Here is a 17,561-nt window from a genome sequence, read left to right as displayed (position 1 = left end):
ATCCATTCTCTGCTTCATCCGAGCGCAAGAGCGCCATCGAGCACCAGGCCCGGATGAAAGCAGGGATCATCGCGCCAAACATCGAACCATTGCCGCGCAAACCATTCCTCTCCGGCTGAACCTGAAGAAGCGCGCGGCGCATCGAGTTGCAACCGGATCGACGGATCGAGAATCGCTCGATATCCCTTCGCCGCCAGGCGCAGGCAAAGATCACTTTCACGGAGGTTAGGTGGAAGCACGGGCGCAGGGGCAAAACCACCTGTCAGCATGAATTTGCGCCGCGCCACGGCGAAGCAACCGCCGCCGACCGCCGCAGCCTCGTGCAGCCGCCGCGCCCGCGCCTGCCATAGGCGGTTTTCCGGGACATCGTCCGCACACGTTGTGCCGGCAACCTCAACCTGGCCAGGAGACGCACCCAGGATAAAAGAGGAAGGCAGAACCGCACCCGACGGAGTCAGCAGCCGCACGCCGATGGCACCAATATCGGGCTGGATAGCGAGGGCCAGCAGACGGTCGAGCCAGTCCGAATCTAAAATTTCGGCGCCATTGTCGAGAAAGACGATCATATCGGCACGCCGCCGCGCAGCAGCTGCATTGCACAGCGCGGCAATGCCGACGCCGCCCGGATTGTGCAGGATCGAGATGAGCCGGTCCTTGCGCACCAATTCAAACAGATGCTTCGTATCGTCCTCGACGCTTTCATCATCGACAATCAGAATGGAATAATTGTCGAAAGCCGTGTGTTCATAGATGCTGGCGATACTTCGGCTTAGCTTTTCCGCTCCGTCGCGCACGGGCAGAATGATCATTACCGAAGGATTGGTCTCACGCTCCTCCAGCTCGTCCGCAAGACCGTTCTCTTGAGGCAGCACGATGGCTGGACGGCCCGCGAGCACTTTCTCGCCCTCCTTCAACCGCACCGCTTCCTCCGGGAAACCTTCATCGTTTCGCCGCAGCAGGATACGATGCAACGGTAAGATCTCGGCCCCGGACAAGGCGTGAAGCCAATCCCTTCCAAACGGCGACCCTGCCGGTAATTCGCGATCTTTTCCTTCATCTTTTTGCAGAGATTGACGCAATGACTCGACACGGGTGGCAAAAGCTCGGCCGAGAAACGGCCCATTGGCGAAGAAATGGGGGCTCCAGCCGGGCTTCAATAAAACATGGCCAGACTCGTTTTCTTCATCGCCGTAAAACAGCTTTACCTCCGGATGACGGATCGCCGCTTCGGTGAAGCAGGCAAGGCCATGGTCCATCCATTCATCACCCGCCTCCATTTCAATCACCAGATCGGCAGCGGGCAGCGTCGCAAACAAATCCGGCAAGAGGCACCGAGCCAGAACATTGATCCGCGGATCCTCGCTTGCCGGGAGAGGTCCGCTATCCTCTCCATCCGGGAACAGGAGCGTCAGGGTCCAGAGGGGATAGATCTGTTTCCGCAGCGCCTCGATGCTCGTTGCAAGCGTCGCTTTATTCCCCTTGCCCGGAGACAGGACGATGTGGATCGTAAGGCCGTTGTTCCAGTCGAAACGTGGATGATCGAGACCGCCCACCTCAAAAGGACGCACCCGCTCTGCAAGCCAGGATCGTGACTGCGCGAGAGGGAGAACAGAAGATCCCTCCAGCACGGCCGTAGCCTTTTGCCTTTGTCCGATAAGCTGACGCAGAAGAGCGGTGCCAGCCCGTCTCGGGTCACGGGTCCATGCGCCGCGAAACATCTCCGGCAGAGAAATCGCCCGGATCGAGAGGATTCTGAAATCGAAAGGCCCAGGCCGGTTGGTCGGACTGATCAGCAAGCCATCGCAGTTTTCAGGCACAAATCCACGCCAGAGTCCTTTGCCCGCCACCGGACCAGGCGCGAGCCGATCGATGAAAGCTTCTTCCCGAGAGGTCTCTCGCAATCCATCCTGCAGGCAAAACCGGAAAACTGGCCGCACCGGGATATCCCAAAAGGATGCGGAGTAGATGATTTCCACGAAACGGCCACCAGCCAATGCCCGCCCCGCCTCGACACGCAGCCAGGGCCGCGGCGAAAGCGCCTGAAAGCCTTGCCGGCGTGTCTCGACATCCTCCTCAGGGATCAGCGAAACGGTCACGCGAACCTCCCCGCACGCTTTGTGCGCGCAAATTTCCTCGTTGCCTGCCGCGAACAGGCGGCAGCGCCGCCGTGCAAAAGAAACGCCCGAAGCGGAAGGTCAGGACGGATCCTTGAATGTGGTGATATCACAAGGTCAGACATCGCTGATATGACGGTCAAACAGAGGAAATGTCGAAAAGGGCGAGGATTCCAACTCCGGGCAGCCATTTTTTGGCCTCTCAGCTCTCCACCATGGCGAGGCTGCTGCCGGAACAGCGGATTTTCAAATCGAATTGTGTCCGACGACGCGCAAAGATTTGGAAATATTTTCCCTTTCAAACAACGCACATTCAGGCCGCGCCGAAGGCTTGCAAGGTCACGGACATTTGTCATCCCGCAGGACGCAGGAATAATTCAATCAGATTGAGATTTTCAAAAGCTCATGGTTGATTATCTCCATGAAATTTGTGCCCCAACGGGCACAGCACCATGATTAGGGAAAATCGTATGGATTATCGTCCGCTTGGCCGCTCAGGACTCAAAATTTCCGCACTGACGCTTGGAACCATGACGTTCGGCGGCAAGGGAGTTTTCGCCAAAACCGGCAATACGGACACCAAAGAGGCCGCACGGCAAATCGACCAATGTCTGGAGGCTGGCGTTAATTTCATCGATACGGCCGATATCTATTCCGATGGCCTTTCCGAAGAAATCATCGGCGATGTCCTGCTCGGGCGCCGTGAACGGCTGCTGCTCGCCACAAAGGCGCGTTTTCCCACTGGCGACAAAGGACCGAACGAGCGTGGCCTTTCGCGCCATCATTTGATTCACGCCTGCGAGGCAAGTCTGCGGCGTCTCAAAACCGATCACATCGACGTCTACTGGCTGCATGAATGGGATGGGCTGACGCCGCTTGAGGAAATTTTCTCCGCTCTCGACGATCTCGTCCGCGCTGGTAAAATCAATTATGTCGGCGTTTCCAATTTTTCCGGCTGGCATGTCATGAAATCGCTATGGGTGACGCAGGCCTTTCCGCGTGCCCGCCCGATTGCCCAACAGATCCATTACACACTGCAGGCGCGCGAAGCGGAACACGAACTGGTGCCGATTGCCCTTGATCAGGGCGTTGATCTCGTGGTCTGGAGCCCGCTCGCCGGCGGCCTTCTTTCGGGCAAATACCGGCGCGGCCAACCGGAGCCGGAAGGCACACGCAAGGCGGCGGAGTGGGATGAACCACCCGTCCATGATGTGGAAAAGCTTTACGACATCGTCGAGGTTCTCGTCGAAATCGCTGAGGCACGCAGCGTCTCGGCCGCGCAAGTGGCGCTTGCCTGGCTGCTCGGCCGTCCGGGCGTTGCATCTGTAATCATCGGCGCACGGACAGAAACGCAGCTAGCCGATAATCTCAAGGCGGCCGATCTCGTTCTTACCGCCGATGAGCGAGCAAAACTGGATGCGGTCAGCCTGCAACCGCTGCTCTATCCTTACTGGCATCAAGCATCGACCGCCGCCGACCGCCTGTCGGCGGCCGATCTCTCCCTCATCGCTCCCCATCTGAAGTCATGACCATCGCCGCATCGGAAATCTACGATCGGGGCCTGCCCTCGGCCCTGACACTCGCCTGCGCCGTCGCCTGCGGCGCCATGGTGGCCAATCTTTATTATGCGCAGCCGCTCGTCGACCTGATCGCGCCGGAATTGCAGCTCGACGAGAGCTATGCCGGCATGATCGTCACGCTGACCCAGCTTGGTTATGGCGCCGGTCTCCTGCTCCTCGTCCCACTCGCCGATTGTCTCGAAAACCGGCGTCTTATTCTATCGACATTGCTGGCCACGGCGCTGGCCCTCGTCGGTCTTGCGCTTGCTCCGTCGAAGGCATTGTTTCTCGCTGGCGCCGTCGTCGTCGGCTTCTGCTCCGCCGGTGCACAGGTCATCGTCCCCTTCACGGCTTCTCTGGTTCCCGAGGAGATTCGCGGCCGGACGATCGGCAATATCATGGCCGGACTTCTCACCGGCATCATGTTCGCGCGGCCCATCGCAAGCCTGATCGCCGGACATGCCGGCTGGCGCTCGGTTTTCTGGCTCTCGAGCGGAATGATGCTTCTGCTCTTCGTATGGCTCGCCCGCATCCTGCCGGATTACCGGTTGCAGGAGCGTGACCATTATGGCGCGATCCTGCGCTCCATGGGGCATATCGTCCTGACTGCACGGCCGCTACAGCGGCGCGCCTTTTATCAGGGTATCGCCTTTATGGTGTTCAACCTGTTCTGGACGGCCTCGCCGCTGGTCCTGATCCATGGATTCGGTCTTGGTCAGGATGCGATCGCCCTGTTTGCTCTGGCAGGCGCCGGAGGCGCTCTTGCGGCACCTGTCGCGGGAAGGCTCGGCGATCGCGGCTATGTCCGCAGCGGCACTTTGGTCGCCCTCATCGGGATCGCACTAAGCTGTCTGGCATCCGGCTTCGCGGTATCGTGGCATTGGCTCGCCGCGCTCGCGATTTTCGCCATCACTCTCGACGCCGCGGTCCAGCTCAATCAGATTCTCAGCCAGCGCGTCATCTTTTCACTGCCGGGTCATGCCCGAGGACGCTTGAATGCCCTCTATATGACAATCGTCTTTTTGCTCGGTGCCCTTGGATCAGCCGTCGCGACCCTGACCTATCATTCCGGTGGCTGGTGGACGACAGCTTTGACCGGCACCACTCTCGGTGTGATCGTGACGGGTGTTTACCTCACCGAATGGCTGGAACATCCGAAGAGAAAAGACTGAGGAGAATTTACGAAATTTTCGCCATCACGCGTCGCAAGATCACGAAGCGGCCGACAAAGAGCCCAGCGACCGTGACGAGCAAGGGGAGAACGCCCTCCCGGCTCGCCAGGACCAAAAGGCCGCCGAGCAGACCATAGCGGCAAAGAGCAATCGAAATTGCCAGCAGCGGCCTGGTACCTTGCGCAAGCAGACGCGTGTTCCACCACATGGCGCGAAAATAGATCACACCAAGCAAAAACCCTCCAACGAAATGCGCGCCGAGCATGAGGCTTAAGGCACCGGGGGAAGGATCTCCGGAAAACCAGGGTTTCACGCGTTTTTCTTCCTTCGGTCAAAGGCTCGGGGAGTCAGACTCCGCATTGGGTTGAACGGTTCATCGAATGGCCGCGAACACGGACGGATCAGAGGCTTACCCGCACCCGCCCGAACACCAATTTCCCTCGATTGATACGGTAAGATCGGCCTCATTCAAAGGACACGTAGGACGATGGTCTCCCATGTGCCCTAAGAGTTCGCGACCTCAACGCGCTCATCCTCAACGCGCTCATTCAAGGCGTTAACGGGTGTGAACGTGATGGTGATGGTGGTGATGGTGAATGACGTGCTTGTTCCGGCGATGCGGCACGCCCACCGTGCTTTTTACACCACCGACGACGCCTTGGACCGCTCCAGTCGCAGCGCCAACGCCGGCGCCAACAGCCCCGCCGACGACGCCGCCGATAGGACCAGCCGCACGGTTACCCGCTGCCGCGCCCTGCTGGGCGCCGCCAACGAGACCTTGAGCGGAGGTTTCGGACACGGAAAGGTCGAGCGACACAAGAGCGAGCATAATAATTACGAATCGTTTCATCAATCCTCTCCGCAAGCGAACGGGATTTACGCTACTATGTTTTGAAATCATTAGCAAAACTATTCAATTGGCAGCACCCGCGCAGAGATGATTCCAGGAATGGCAAGGGTCGCACATGCCTTGCCAAACATTTGGATTCACTTCATGCGAGATAACCAACTAGGTTTGAAAACCGCCGAAGGTCATCCCCCGGCAGGCCCGGTTCCAAGATGCAAGATAGACCGACACGACTTGCGTAATCATTGAACCTTTGCGTGATCAAAACAATTGAACAATATTCAACTGTTCAGATCACGCATGGTTGGAATATGTGTCACTGCTCCGCTGTACCGCCCGACACATTTTGGTGCGCGCACGGTTCCGTCCGGGCGCATCTCCTGACGCCGTTCAACAATAAGGACAAGATATGCAGGCCATGGTCCTGAAAGCCTTGAAAAAGCCGCTCGAATGGACGGAATTGCCAGACCGCCAACCAGGCCCCGGCGAGATCCGTGTGCGGGTGCTCGCATGCGGCGTATGCCGCACCGATCTGCATGTCGTTGACGGAGAATTGCCAAATCCCAGACTACCGATGATCCCTGGCCATGAAATCGTCGGCAGAATCGACGCAATCGGCGCGGGCGTCGAGACGTTACGCGTTGGCGAGAGGGTCGGCATTCCCTGGCTCGGACACACCTGCGGTGTCTGTCCCTATTGCGTAAGCGGACACGAAAATCTTTGTGACCACCCGCTGTTTACTGGTTTTACGCGTGAAGGAGGCTATGCGACTGCGGCCATTGCCGACTCCCGTTACGCCTTTCCATTAGGTGAGGATGGCGATGACGCCAGTCTCGCCCCCTTGCTTTGCGCCGGCCTTATCGGCTGGCGTTCGCTGGTCATTGCCGGAGAAGAAGCGCGCACGCTGGGGCTTTATGGCTTCGGCGCCGCAGCCCATATCATCGCCCAAGTCGCCATCTGGCAGGGGCGCACGGTATTCGCCTTTACACAACCCGGCGACACGACCACGCAAGCCTTTGCGCGCAAGCTGGGCGCCGTCTGGGCGGGAGGATCCGACGAGTCTGCCCCCGCAAAGCTCGATGCTGCCATCATCTTTGCGCCGGTCGGATCTCTGGTGCCGACGGCCTTACGCGCGGTGCGCAAGGGGGGACGCGTGGTTTGCGCCGGCATTCATATGAGCGATATCCCCTCCTTCCCATACGATATTCTGTGGGAGGAAAGACAACTTGTCTCCGTCGCCAATCTCACACGGCAGGACGGTCTCGATTTTCTGAGCCTCGCGCCAAAAATCGGCATCGTAACACAAATAACGCGCTACCCATTAAGAGAAGCCAATCGTGCACTCGACGACCTACGAGCCGGCCGTTTCGACGGGGCAGCCGTGCTCATCCCCTGATATTGAGCTCTTACATTATTGAAATAATTCCATAATGCGCCGGTTTTTCGTGAGACACCGAGAAAATGTTCGAAGCCGCCCGACCTTCGGTAACTTATCCGCATTTTCAAGATGATAGTGTATCAACATCATCCAATTTGAGAATTTACCGCGCGACCGGATCCGTTTGAAAACTTGGAAGCGGGCTTGAAAAGCGGCACTCCTTCAAGCGTAACGGATCCGATATACACACATTATCCTGTTTCAAATGGAACTTCAGCCACGCTAGACAATTACAATAGATTTCGGCCGATACAGGCAAAAGATTTGACTGGGCTATTTTCACCATCACGTCCAAGATACATCACCAAGACACAAGAACAACACCGGACTCGAAATGCAAGCTTAAGCATACAGCCTTGAAATTGCCTAGATTGCCGCAGACTTTTGGATGACAATATACACCATCTCCGTGAAGTGATAGCCTCTTCCGGACCTCAGCTAATATTGCAACGCTTATTCAGTACGGCAAATAATCGGAACCTGCCATCTACTTATAGACCATCTCCATTATTCGCTTAAATTGTTAATGCACAAAACACCTGCATGATAACGCGCGAAGCTACAAAATTGCATGAACAGGGACGCACAAACCCATCATCTTATTGACATTAAGCGTTACTGCTTGGCGTATGTTTTGATGTTTTGCTCTGACCGTTAAAACAAATACAAAGATTTTTACCGCGACAAGCCAATGAATGTTCTCTTTCCGACTATCGTCTGAGAATGCCATATCATTTTTTTGTTGATCGCGATCGTTGATGTTTTTACGATTTCTTTATATCCTGAGACTGCATGCCACAGGATTTATAAACCGTCATCGACCTGAGGTGTTTTGTAGATAGACTATTGCCAAGGTGCGATAATCATCTGGAGATTAACCCTTGGAGATTTCCCCCACAAAGCGGGGAGCGACACTCGAGCTGAAGCTCATTGTTCGCAGACGGTCATGTTCGATGAGACCTGGTGAAAGTGTAAAACTGATTAATCGAACACTTCCATATCATGCAGGAATTATTTTGTTTCCGCAATGATTTCCAGCTCCATTCAGCTCGGTCCATTTTCATGATTACTTATCCGGATCTTCAATCTCGTCTCTTGGACAAACCGGGCATCTGGCTTGTCACTGGTGTCGCAGGATTTATTGGCAGCCATCTTCTTGAAGCTCTATTGCAGATGGATCAGCATGTCATCGGCCTCGACAATCTTTCCACGGGACGAAGGGATAATCTCGATTCCGTGCATGCTTTGGTAACGGAACAGCAATGGTCACGCTTCCAGTTTCGCCACGGCGACATCAGCAGCCTGGATGATTGCCGGCATGCCATGATGTTTTCGATCGACAGTGGCGAGACTCTCCTGGCCGATTATGTCCTTCACCAGGCAGCCCTCTGTTCGGTCGCCAGGAGCATCGAGGAACCCACACTCACAAATGATTACAATATCAATGGCTTCCTGAATATCCTCGTCGCTGCGCGCGATGCAGGCGTCAAACGCCTGGTCTATGCTTCAAGCAGCGCGGTTTATGGCGATACTCCGGGCCTGCCAAAAGAAGAAAACGGCAAGCTACGTCCTCTTTCCCCCTATGCCATCACGAAATATGTCGACGAGCTCTACGCCGACGTCTTCGCGAAACTCTTTCATGTGAAATCCGTTGGCCTTCGTTATTTCAACATCTTCGGCGTGCGGCAGGATCCACAGGGGGCTTACGCGGCGGTCATTCCCAAATGGATTGACTCCATGATCAGCGCCAATCCGGTAACCATTTTTGGCGATGGCGAGACAAGCCGGGATTTTTGCCACGTCAGCAATGTCGTGCAGGCCAATTTACTGGCCGCATGCGCCCCGGATTCCGCCTACGAAGGCACCTATAATGTCGGCACCGGACGCAGCACGACCCTTAACCAATTATACGGCTATATCCGCAATAGTATCATCAATGAATTCCCCTATATTCCGGCAGAACCGCATTATACGGATTTCCGGACGGGAGATATACGTCACTCACTTGCCAATATCGCAAAGGCGCGCGAGCAATTGGGTTATATGCCGGATGATGGATTATCCTCGCAATTGAGCGAAACCGTTCATTGGTATTTGAGCTGCCGGGAACATCTCTGAACCCGCAAATAGCCATCCCGAGGAAACCCGGCAGCAATCTTGCCGGAATGTCATGGACCATAGGCAGGAGGAATGTATCGGAATGAGTAAAAAAGTCACCCTTGTCATAGAACCACACAGCGACGACAGTCTGATTGCTGCTGGCGGCTACTTCCTGAAATACAAGGATGAACTGGATCTTCATTTCTGCCTGATTGCCGCTTCCGATCTGCAATTGCATCACGGTTTCGTCAGCCGGCAAACGCGCCTTGATGAATATGAAAGATATGTCAACGTCGTTGGCGGAAAATGGCTTCGCCCGGAGGTCAATGGCGAACAACTTCCACTGGATAAGGAAGCCAGACTCGATACAGTCAACCGCTCATTCCTGGTCAAATTCTGTGAAAATGTCATTCACAGCTTGAGGCCGCAGCTCCTCATGATCATGGGTCCCTCATTTCACCATGATCATACGATCGTTTATGAAGCTGTCATCGCCGCCACACGGCCAACCTTCAGCTATACGCCGCAAACCATCTATTTGATGGAAAATCCGACTTATGTCCATCAACCCTATCCGATGGATTTCTCTCCTAATCTCTATGTCGAAATGACGGAAGATCTGGTGCAGAGCAAGATCGCCATTTTCAATAAGGTTTTCGCTTCGCAAATACGCAGCAAGCACAATTATCTTTCCGACGAAACACTCATGCGCTGGGCGCGTTATCGGGGGCTCGAAGCCCGCTGTGACTTCGCAGAAGCCTTCCGTCAATATTATGCCAGGATTTAAAGCGATTTTGGTTCCTGCGAATAAGTATCACAACGCAAAATCCGCAGCATCAAACCGAAGAGTGGACACCACTTTTCGGTTTGATGCGTTAGATACCCGAATTCCACAGAAATAAGCCGGCATCCCCAGCCTCCTTGCCCCCAACTGTCGAGATAAAGGCAGTCCGGCTTGAGAACCGCCACCTCACCGTCGCGGGGCCCAAAAACGATGAATCAGGCCTCTCGCCTTTTGATATCAATACGCTTTTCCACGCGCACGGGCTGAAACGAGGCGCACAGATTTTTGCCGTGATTCAGCATTCTTCCGCCATTCCATACCAAAAGGAATAAAACAATTGACAAAAAGGTCATCGGAGGGCACTTTGGTTTTATACCGGATGGTATGTAATGCACGGACAACCTGCCGGGCGGCGCGTTTCCATCCCATCATTTTTCATGCCACGCGTGTTTCTTGCCGCGTGGGCTCGCAGCGGGCATAAAGCATGACCATTCAGCAGGAAGCCCTGACCGGCACACAACGTGGTGCCATTGAGGATCCGGCTCGGACTCGCGGGCGCCGCTCGAGAACCGGATCAGCAATTTTCATCTTTTTGCTCATTGCAGGCGGTGGCGCGGCCTATCATTTCCTGAACCAGCCGCCACAGGCCGCGGCCAACTCCGCCCCTCCGCCTCCCTCAGTCATGGTGAGCCGGCCGCTGGAGAAAACTCTCGCCCCCACCGTCGGTTTTCTCGGACAATTATCGGCGGTCAATTCCGTGGAGATCCGCGCCCAGGTTTCCGGATATCTGACCGAATATCATTTCACTGACGGACAGAAAGTCCATAAAGGCGACCTGCTCTTCGTCATCGATCCACGCCCCTATCAGATTCAATATGAGCAGGCAAAGGCAGGGCTACGCACAGCCGAGGCCCAGCTTGACCTTGCCAATCAGGAATTCTGGCGCGCGCGCGAGTTGAAACAGCGCAATTTCGGCTCCGGCCAGAATGTCGATCAAAGGACACAGCAGCAGCGGGGCGCCGAAGCGGCGGTCGATCAGGCGCGCGCCGCCATTCGCACCGCCGAACTCAATCTCGAATTTACACATATTACCGCGCCTTTCAATGGCAAGATCAGTGCGCGGCGTGTCTCCGTCGGCAGCCTCGTCAATGGCGGAAGCAATGGCGCCAGCGGCGGCACCAATCTGCTGACGACCCTCGTCTCGCTCGATCCGATCTATCTCGATTTCGAGATGAGCGAGAATGATTATCGCACCTATATGCGCGCCCACGGCAAGCCGACCGACAAGGAGGCGCCCCTCATCGACATCATTCTCGATGACGAGGCAGGAACCGCCATTCAGGGACGGCTCGACTTTCTCGACAATGCCGTGGAGCGCAGCAGTGGCACTTTGAGGGCGCGCGCCACCATTGCCAATCCTGATTTCGCTTTGACACCCGGCCAGTTCGCCCGCCTGCGTGTGCCGATCGGTGCCCCGCGGCCGACATTGCTTGTCCCGCCGGAGGCCGTCGCTGCCGATCAATCCCATGAGATTGTGATGGTCGTCGACAAGGATAATAAAGTCGTCCCGAAACCGATACGCACCGGCCCACTGGTCGACGGATTGCGTGTCGTCAAGGAAGGTCTGTCACCGGATGACCGCGTGATCATCAAGGGCCTGATGCGCGCTCGCCCGGGCGCGACAGTGACACCGGAACAGGGCACGATCACCGCAAAACTGTAAGGGTCGCGCCATGCGCCTGTCGCATTTCTTCATCGACCGTCCGATCTTCGCGACGGTTCTGAGCGCCTTCGTCACCATCATTGGCCTTGCAGCCTATTTCACGCTGCCGGTCGCCGAATATCCGGAAATCGTTCCGCCGACGGTCCAGATCACCGCGACCTATCCCGGCGCCTCGGCCGAGGTGGTGAGCCATACCGTCGCGACACCGCTCGAGCAGCAGATCAACGGCGTCGAGGACATGCTCTATATGAGCAGCCAGGCAACCGGCGACGGCAAACTCATCATCACCATCACCTTCAAGATCGGCACCAATCTCGATACCGCACAGGTGCTGACGCAGAACCGAGTCTCCATCGCACTGCCGCGTCTGCCGCAGGAAGTGCAAAGGCTCGGCGTGACGGTGCGTAAGACCACGCCCGACATGCTGATCCTCGTGCATCTCTTCTCACCGGACGGCTCGCGCGACCAACTCTATATGTCGAACTACGCGACCTTGCATATCCGCGATGTGCTCGCGCGTCTCGAAGGTGTCGGCGATGTGCAGGTCTTCGGCAGCCGCGATTACGCGATGCGTATCTGGCTCGATCCCGACAAGGTCGCCGCCTATGGCCTTACCGCCGGAGAGGTCGTCGCCGCCTTGCAGGCGCAGAATGTCCAGGTCTCCGCCGGCATTCTCAACCAGCCTCCGCTTCCCTCGGCTTCCGCCTTCCAGCTCAACGTGCAGACATTGGGACGGTTGACGCAGCCGCAGGAATTCGCTGAAATCATCATCAAATCGGATGCCGACGGACGGCTGACACGGATCAAGGACATCGGCCGCGTCGAGGTCGGCGCACAGGATTACGGCGCGAACGGCTTTCTCGACGGGCGCAATGCCGTGCCTCTGCCCATCTACCAGCAGCCGGGCTCAAACGCGCTCGACACGGCCAATCGTGTGCGCGCGACCATGGATACACTCGCCCGCGATTTTCCGCCCGGCCTTGCCTATGACGTGATCTATGATCCGACCCGCTTCATCGAGGAATCGGTGCGCGCGGTGCTGCATACGATCCTGGAAGCAATCGCGCTCGTCGTCGTGGTCGTCATCCTGTTTCTGCAGACATGGCGCGCTTCCATCATCCCGATCGTCGCCATCCCGATCTCGCTCATCGGCACTTTCGCCATTCTGGCGGCACTCGGCTTCTCGCTCAACAACCTCTCGCTGTTCGGCCTCGTTCTCGCTGTCGGCATCGTGGTCGATGACGCGATCGTCGTCGTCGAGAATGTCGAGCGCAATCTGCAAAAGGGGCTGTCCCCGCGCGAGGCCGCGCATGTCACCATGGATGAAGTCGGCGGCGCGCTCATCGCGATTGCGCTGACGCTTTGCGCCGTGTTCATTCCCTCGGCCTTTATTTCCGGCATCAGCGGTGCCTTCTTCCGGCAATTCGCCGTCACCATTTCGGCATCGACGGTTCTGTCCTGCTTCGTCTCGCTGACTCTCAGCCCGGCGCTCTGCGCCTTGCTGCTGCAGCCGCATGAACATGGATCGGCGCATACAACAGCGAAGAAGGAATTCTGGCCCGTGCGCCTCGTCCACGGCTTCTTCACCCTGTTCAATCGCGGCTTCGACTGGCTCTCCGAAACCTATGGCCAGGCGACCTCGCGGCTCATCCGTCTCACCTCGCTCGTGCTCATCATCTATGCCGGCCTCATCGGCCTCACCGGCTGGCAATTCGCCCGTGCGCCGACGGGCTTCGTGCCGGAGCAGGATCAGGGCTATCTCATCAACATTCTGCAATTGCCGCCCGGCGCCTCGCTAGACCGCACGGAAGCCGTGCTGAAACAGGCGAGCGACATCATTCTCGCGACGCCTGGCATCGCCCATGTGGTGCCTTTCTCGGCGCTCGACGCGACGACATTCACTAATGCCTCCAACGCGGGCACGATTTTCGCCCCGTTGGAGCCGTTCGAGGAGCGCCATGCCAAGGGCCTGTCGGCCAATGTCATTCTCGCCGATCTGCGGCAAAGGCTGTCGGTGATCCAGGACGCCTTCATCCTGTCGATCGCACCGCCACCCGTCCAGGGCATCGGCACCGCCGGCGGCTTCAAGCTCATGGTGGAGGATCGCACGGGTCTCGGGTCGGCGGCACTGGAAGCTGCGGCGCAAGATCTCGTCGCCGCGGCCAATCAATCACCGGAATTCGCCGGCGTCTTTACTTTGTTCAACACGCGTACGCCCTCTATCTATGCCGACATCGACCGCGCTAAGGCAGAAAAGGTGGGCGTGACGCCGGAACGCATCTTCGAAGCCCTGCAGGTCTATCTGGGCTCAGCCTATATCAACGATTTCAACTATCTAGGCCGTACCTATGAGGTCGTCGCCCAGGCCGACGGCAAGTTCCGCCGGGAGATCGAGGATATATCCCGCCTGCGCACCCGCAATGCGCAAGGCGCCATGGTGCCGATCGGCACGGTCGCCACCTTCAAGGCGCAGACGGCCCCCTATCGCGTGCCGCGCTATAATCTCTATCCCAATGCCGAAGTCATGGGCGCGGCACGTCCCGGCGTCTCCACCGGCACGGCACTCGCCGCCATGGAACGCCTGGCTCAGGAGCATCTTCCGGCGGGATTCGGCTATGAATGGACGGAAATCGCCTATCAGCAACGTGCCACCGGCACATCGACGCTGCTCATTTTCGGCGCTTCCGTACTCTTCGTCTTTCTCGTGCTCGCGGCGCAATATGAGAGCTGGAAGCTGCCGCTTTCTGTCATTCTCATCGTGCCTATGTGTCTCCTTGCCGCCGTCTCCGGCCTGATGCTGCGCGGCATGGCGATCGATATTCTGGCACAGATCGGCTTCGTGGTTCTCGTCGGTCTCGCGGCGAAAAATGCGATCCTGATCGTCGAATTTGCCAAGCAGGCCGAAGACGACGGTGCGACAACAACAGAAGCAGCCGTCCAGGCGGCACGGGTTCGCCTGCGCCCAATTCTCATGACATCGCTCGCCTTCATTCTCGGCGTGGTGCCGCTGGTCGCGGCGAGCGGAGCAGGATCGGAAATGCGCCAGTCGCTCGGCACGGCGGTCTTTTTCGGAATGCTCGGCGTCACGGCCTTCGGCCTTGTCTTCACACCCGTCTTCTATGTCGTGGCGCGGCGCCTCGGACTGCCCCTCGCTCAGAGAGATGAACACAAGGCAGCAACGGCCGATGCCGCAGAATGAGAAAAAGTGCCGCTTCATACTTTCGACACAATGTTTTGAAGCCGCATCAAGAGTTACAAGAAGGTCGAAGCCGATGCACCTGCCGCATGCGGGAGCATCGGTCGACTAACCAGACCCCATGAGCGTACTCTTCGGTGAGCGCCCTCTTCGGTTTTGCAAGCCTGTGATCCGTTTCAAAGAGCGGCGTTCGCCCTCCGGTTTGATAGTATCGTAGCGAGAGGAGGCATGCCAGTCGGCATGCGCAGCTTATGGGACGCCCTCGGGAATTCGATCTCGATCAGGCCCTCGATCGGGCTCTCGCCCTATTCTGGCGCAATGGTTATGAAGGCACGACACTTGCCGATATCACTGAAGCGCTCGGCGTCACCAAACCAAGCCTCTATGCGGCCTTCGGCAACAAAGAAGATTTATTTCGCAAGGCGCTCGACCGTTTTTATCAGACACATCTGCATTTCATCGACACGGCGCTGGCAAAGCCTCATGCCCTTGAGGTCGCACAAGCCATGCTCGATGGCTACATTCTCGTAATGACCGGCCAACAGACTCCGGCAGGCTGCCTCAACATCAACGGGGCTCTCGTCTGTTCCAATGCAAGCGAGTCGATCCAGAAAGAACTCACCACACGGCGCGCGGCGGATGAAGAAAAGCTTTGCGAGCGGCTTACGCGCGCAAAGGAAGAAGGCGATCTGCCCGCCTCGTCCGATCCGGCCGAGCTTGCGCGTTTCATCATGACAATGGCCTGCGGTCTTTCCGTCCAGGCAAAGGCCGGCGCATCGCGTGAAGCCCTGCAGCAAGTGGCGGCCACCGCCTTGCACGCATGGCCACAATGATCATTCTTTCAGAGCGCAGGGTCACAATCTGGCATGGTCTCTATTGTTCGGCGGAAAACCGCTGCCCTATGATCGCGGGTATCATTCCTCCACGGAAGCCTTCACCTTCCGGCGCTCAAAGATGAGTGTGAGACCGATCACGATAAAAAGCAGGACGATCGGGAGAATAAGCTGATATTCCATTCGCGCAGCAAGCAGTGCAGCGACACAGGCCCCCGTGAGATAAGAGACCCATGCGAGGCCCGGCAGGGCGCTTTCAGCCCAATGTGTCTTTCTGCCCGATAGGCCCTTGCCCTGCTCCGGCGGCGCGCCGAAAAAGCGTTCGGCACAGAAATCCACGAAGGATTTGGCGCATTTCAGGAGATTGCTGGTCACCACGATCGTCTGCAAGGCAATGCCGGAAAAGCGGGCGACCGTCTCCCCCTGCATAGCTGCGGCACCCGCCAGCAATGCAATTTCCAAGGGAGGTGTGTTGAATTGTGTCAGGCGCAAGATCTGTGCAATGGCAAGCAGTGCCGCCATGATGATCAATTCAAGCACTGGCGGCTCCATTTTGCGGCGGATGATGCTGGAGATGACCGCGCCGCTGAAAAAGGCCGCGATGACGAAGGCAATATTCGCCGCGACCTGCCAATCACTACTTATGAGGGCAACACCGAGATGGGCTGTATTGCCCGTCATGACACCGGTGAAAATGCCAAGATCGATATAGCCGACGACATCAATGTATCCGGCGATCATGGCAAGGAGCGTGAGCTGTTTGAAGCCTATGGCGAGACAGTCGGAATCATCGGGTCGTAAACCAACCGATTGTGTCACGCAGCAATCCTCTCCGGCAGAATCGTTATCCAATGAGCTTCGCCGCATTTCATCTCGCAAGAAACGATATTTCTTATCAGCACGGGAAACACTATTAAATGCCAGTGGTTGGACTACAGCAATTTGAGCCAAGGGTCCTCGGCGCCCGTGCCTGGCTGAAGCTGCGATTGATCTTGCTTTTTGAAAGCAAAATCAATGTTTGTTGGATTTTCAGGTACAGCCGAAGTTTGGAAAATTTGCTTGAGCCGAGTCCTTGCTCCTGGAGTCTCTCATCAAAAATCCACGCCCGGCAAAAGGCAACAGGGAGGCATTTTCATGCTCGCGGACAAGGTCCTGACCATCAGAAGAAAAGTGCTGAACGAAGCGAAGAAATTCCTGAATATGTTTCTTTATTTCTGGATATTGCTCAGCCTTTTCGCCCTTCACAAATACATTCTCGTCGAACAGTCCCGCCTTGGATCCGATCTTGGTTTCGCGCTTGTAAATGCCTTGATCCTGGCCAAGGTGATGCTGCTCGGAGAGACAATCAATCTTGCCGACCGATTCAAGGAGCAGCCGCTGATCTATCCGATCGTTTATAAATCCGCGATTTTCTCTCTCCTGCTGATCGGTTTCAATATCGTTGAGGAATCGGCGCGAGGTCTCTTGAAAGGAGAAACGATTGCTGCGAGCATACATGAACTCAATGGCGGCCGGCTCGGCGGTATCCTCGTCATTTCGATGATCATGTTCGTCACATTGATTCCCTTCTTCGCCTTCAAGGAATTAGGTGCGCATATTGGTGCCGAGAGATTGTATGAACTCTTCTTCATACGAAGACTGAACATGACACCCGACAAGCGGTGATCGCGAAAGTGCCGCGCCGTCGCTTTTTGATCCCTATCGCATTCGCTTCCGTTCGCTGCCCGCCATAAACAAAAAATCGGCGGGCTCCTTGCCCGCCGGTTTCATGATACATTTTTCCGGTTTTCGATGG

Annotated in this window: 13 protein-coding genes; 9 read left to right on the top strand and 4 right to left on the bottom strand. The window is 56.6% G+C overall.

Annotated features, from left to right (window positions below; genetic code table 11):
- Positions 1–14: 14 nt before the first annotated feature.
- On the bottom strand, positions 15–2,096 hold the full coding sequence (locus DL88_RS05030; RefSeq protein WP_034992792.1) for a glycosyltransferase: 2,082 nt from the start codon (positions 2,094–2,096) through the stop codon (positions 15–17).
- 488 nt (positions 2,097–2,584) lie between these two features.
- Here DL88_RS05030 and DL88_RS05025 point away from each other — a divergent pair, with 488 nt between their 5' ends.
- Positions 2,585–3,643, top strand: a complete 1,059-nt coding sequence (locus DL88_RS05025) for an aldo/keto reductase (protein ID WP_034992789.1) — start codon at positions 2,585–2,587, stop codon at positions 3,641–3,643.
- Positions 3,640–4,845, top strand: a complete 1,206-nt coding sequence (locus tag DL88_RS05020) for an MFS transporter (RefSeq protein ID WP_156970943.1) — start codon at positions 3,640–3,642, stop codon at positions 4,843–4,845. The genes DL88_RS05025 and DL88_RS05020 overlap by 4 nt, the downstream gene beginning before the upstream one ends.
- Positions 4,846–4,852: 7 nt before the next feature.
- Here DL88_RS05020 and DL88_RS05015 read toward each other — a convergent pair whose 3' ends face one another.
- Positions 4,853–5,158, bottom strand: coding sequence for an ATP synthase subunit I (locus DL88_RS05015; protein WP_034992786.1), 306 nt, complete (start codon positions 5,156–5,158; stop codon positions 4,853–4,855).
- Between the two features lie 243 nt (positions 5,159–5,401).
- Positions 5,402–5,695: a hypothetical protein gene (locus DL88_RS19785; protein WP_084704955.1), complete on the bottom strand. Its 294-nt coding sequence runs from the start codon at positions 5,693–5,695 to the stop codon at positions 5,402–5,404.
- Positions 5,696–6,101: 406 nt separating this feature from the next.
- Between DL88_RS19785 and DL88_RS05005 the strand changes: the two genes are divergently transcribed.
- The 6 genes from DL88_RS05005 to DL88_RS04975 all read left to right on the top strand — a co-directional run bounded on the left by DL88_RS05005 (position 6,102) and on the right by DL88_RS04975 (position 15,766).
- The gene (locus tag DL88_RS05005) at positions 6,102–7,088 is read left to right on the top strand and encodes a zinc-dependent alcohol dehydrogenase family protein (RefSeq protein ID WP_034992781.1); all 987 of its coding nucleotides are present in this window, start codon (positions 6,102–6,104) and stop codon (positions 7,086–7,088) included.
- A gap of 1,104 nt (positions 7,089–8,192) precedes the next feature.
- A complete protein-coding gene (locus DL88_RS05000; RefSeq protein ID WP_034993040.1) occupies positions 8,193–9,248 on the top strand; it encodes an SDR family oxidoreductase in 1,056 nt (351 codons plus the stop codon).
- Between the two features lie 82 nt (positions 9,249–9,330).
- Complete coding sequence (locus tag DL88_RS04995) at positions 9,331–10,017, top strand: PIG-L deacetylase family protein (RefSeq protein ID WP_169741539.1); 687 nt, start codon at positions 9,331–9,333, stop codon at positions 10,015–10,017.
- A 481-nt stretch (positions 10,018–10,498) separates the two neighbouring features.
- Positions 10,499–11,737 carry an efflux RND transporter periplasmic adaptor subunit gene (locus DL88_RS04985; RefSeq protein ID WP_051955602.1) on the top strand — a complete coding sequence of 413 codons (1,239 nt, stop codon included), beginning with the start codon at positions 10,499–10,501 and terminating at the stop codon, positions 11,735–11,737.
- 10 nt (positions 11,738–11,747) lie between these two features.
- Positions 11,748–14,936 (top strand): efflux RND transporter permease subunit, encoded by a 3,189-nt coding sequence (locus DL88_RS04980; RefSeq protein ID WP_034992773.1) that lies wholly within the window; start codon positions 11,748–11,750, stop codon positions 14,934–14,936.
- A gap of 248 nt (positions 14,937–15,184) precedes the next feature.
- Positions 15,185–15,766 carry a TetR/AcrR family transcriptional regulator gene (locus DL88_RS04975; protein ID WP_034992769.1) on the top strand — a complete coding sequence of 194 codons (582 nt, stop codon included), beginning with the start codon at positions 15,185–15,187 and terminating at the stop codon, positions 15,764–15,766.
- An 81-nt stretch (positions 15,767–15,847) separates the two neighbouring features.
- Here DL88_RS04975 and DL88_RS04970 read toward each other — a convergent pair whose 3' ends face one another.
- Positions 15,848–16,585 carry a YoaK family protein gene (locus DL88_RS04970; protein ID WP_034992767.1) on the bottom strand — a complete coding sequence of 246 codons (738 nt, stop codon included), beginning with the start codon at positions 16,583–16,585 and terminating at the stop codon, positions 15,848–15,850.
- 315 nt (positions 16,586–16,900) lie between these two features.
- Here DL88_RS04970 and DL88_RS04965 point away from each other — a divergent pair, with 315 nt between their 5' ends.
- Positions 16,901–17,431 (top strand): hypothetical protein, encoded by a 531-nt coding sequence (locus DL88_RS04965; protein WP_034992763.1) that lies wholly within the window; start codon positions 16,901–16,903, stop codon positions 17,429–17,431.
- Positions 17,432–17,561 lie beyond the last annotated feature (130 nt).

The organism is Beijerinckia mobilis (assembly GCF_000745425.1).
Classification (GTDB): Bacteria; Pseudomonadota; Alphaproteobacteria; order Rhizobiales; family Beijerinckiaceae; genus Beijerinckia; species Beijerinckia mobilis.
Note: the sequence above shows the minus strand (reverse complement) of the source record. Positions and strands in the feature narration are given on the sequence as shown.

Excerpts from the sequence above, each read along its gene's own strand:
- DL88_RS05025 (WP_034992789.1), top strand. The coding sequence starts at position 2,585 with ATGGATTATCGTCCGCTTGGCCGCTCAGGACTCAAAATTTCCGCACTG.
- DL88_RS05020 (WP_156970943.1), top strand. The coding sequence starts at position 3,640 with ATGACCATCGCCGCATCGGAAATCTACGATCGGGGCCTGCCCTCGGCC.
- DL88_RS19785 (WP_084704955.1), bottom strand. The coding sequence starts at position 5,695 with ATGAAACGATTCGTAATTATTATGCTCGCTCTTGTGTCGCTCGACCTT.
- DL88_RS05005 (WP_034992781.1), top strand. The coding sequence starts at position 6,102 with ATGCAGGCCATGGTCCTGAAAGCCTTGAAAAAGCCGCTCGAATGGACG.
- DL88_RS05000 (WP_034993040.1), top strand. The coding sequence starts at position 8,193 with ATGATTACTTATCCGGATCTTCAATCTCGTCTCTTGGACAAACCGGGC.
- DL88_RS04995 (WP_169741539.1), top strand. The coding sequence starts at position 9,331 with ATGAGTAAAAAAGTCACCCTTGTCATAGAACCACACAGCGACGACAGT.
- DL88_RS04985 (WP_051955602.1), top strand. The coding sequence starts at position 10,499 with ATGACCATTCAGCAGGAAGCCCTGACCGGCACACAACGTGGTGCCATT.
- DL88_RS04980 (WP_034992773.1), top strand. The coding sequence starts at position 11,748 with ATGCGCCTGTCGCATTTCTTCATCGACCGTCCGATCTTCGCGACGGTT.
- DL88_RS04975 (WP_034992769.1), top strand. The coding sequence starts at position 15,185 with ATGGGACGCCCTCGGGAATTCGATCTCGATCAGGCCCTCGATCGGGCT.
- DL88_RS04965 (WP_034992763.1), top strand. The coding sequence starts at position 16,901 with ATGCTCGCGGACAAGGTCCTGACCATCAGAAGAAAAGTGCTGAACGAA.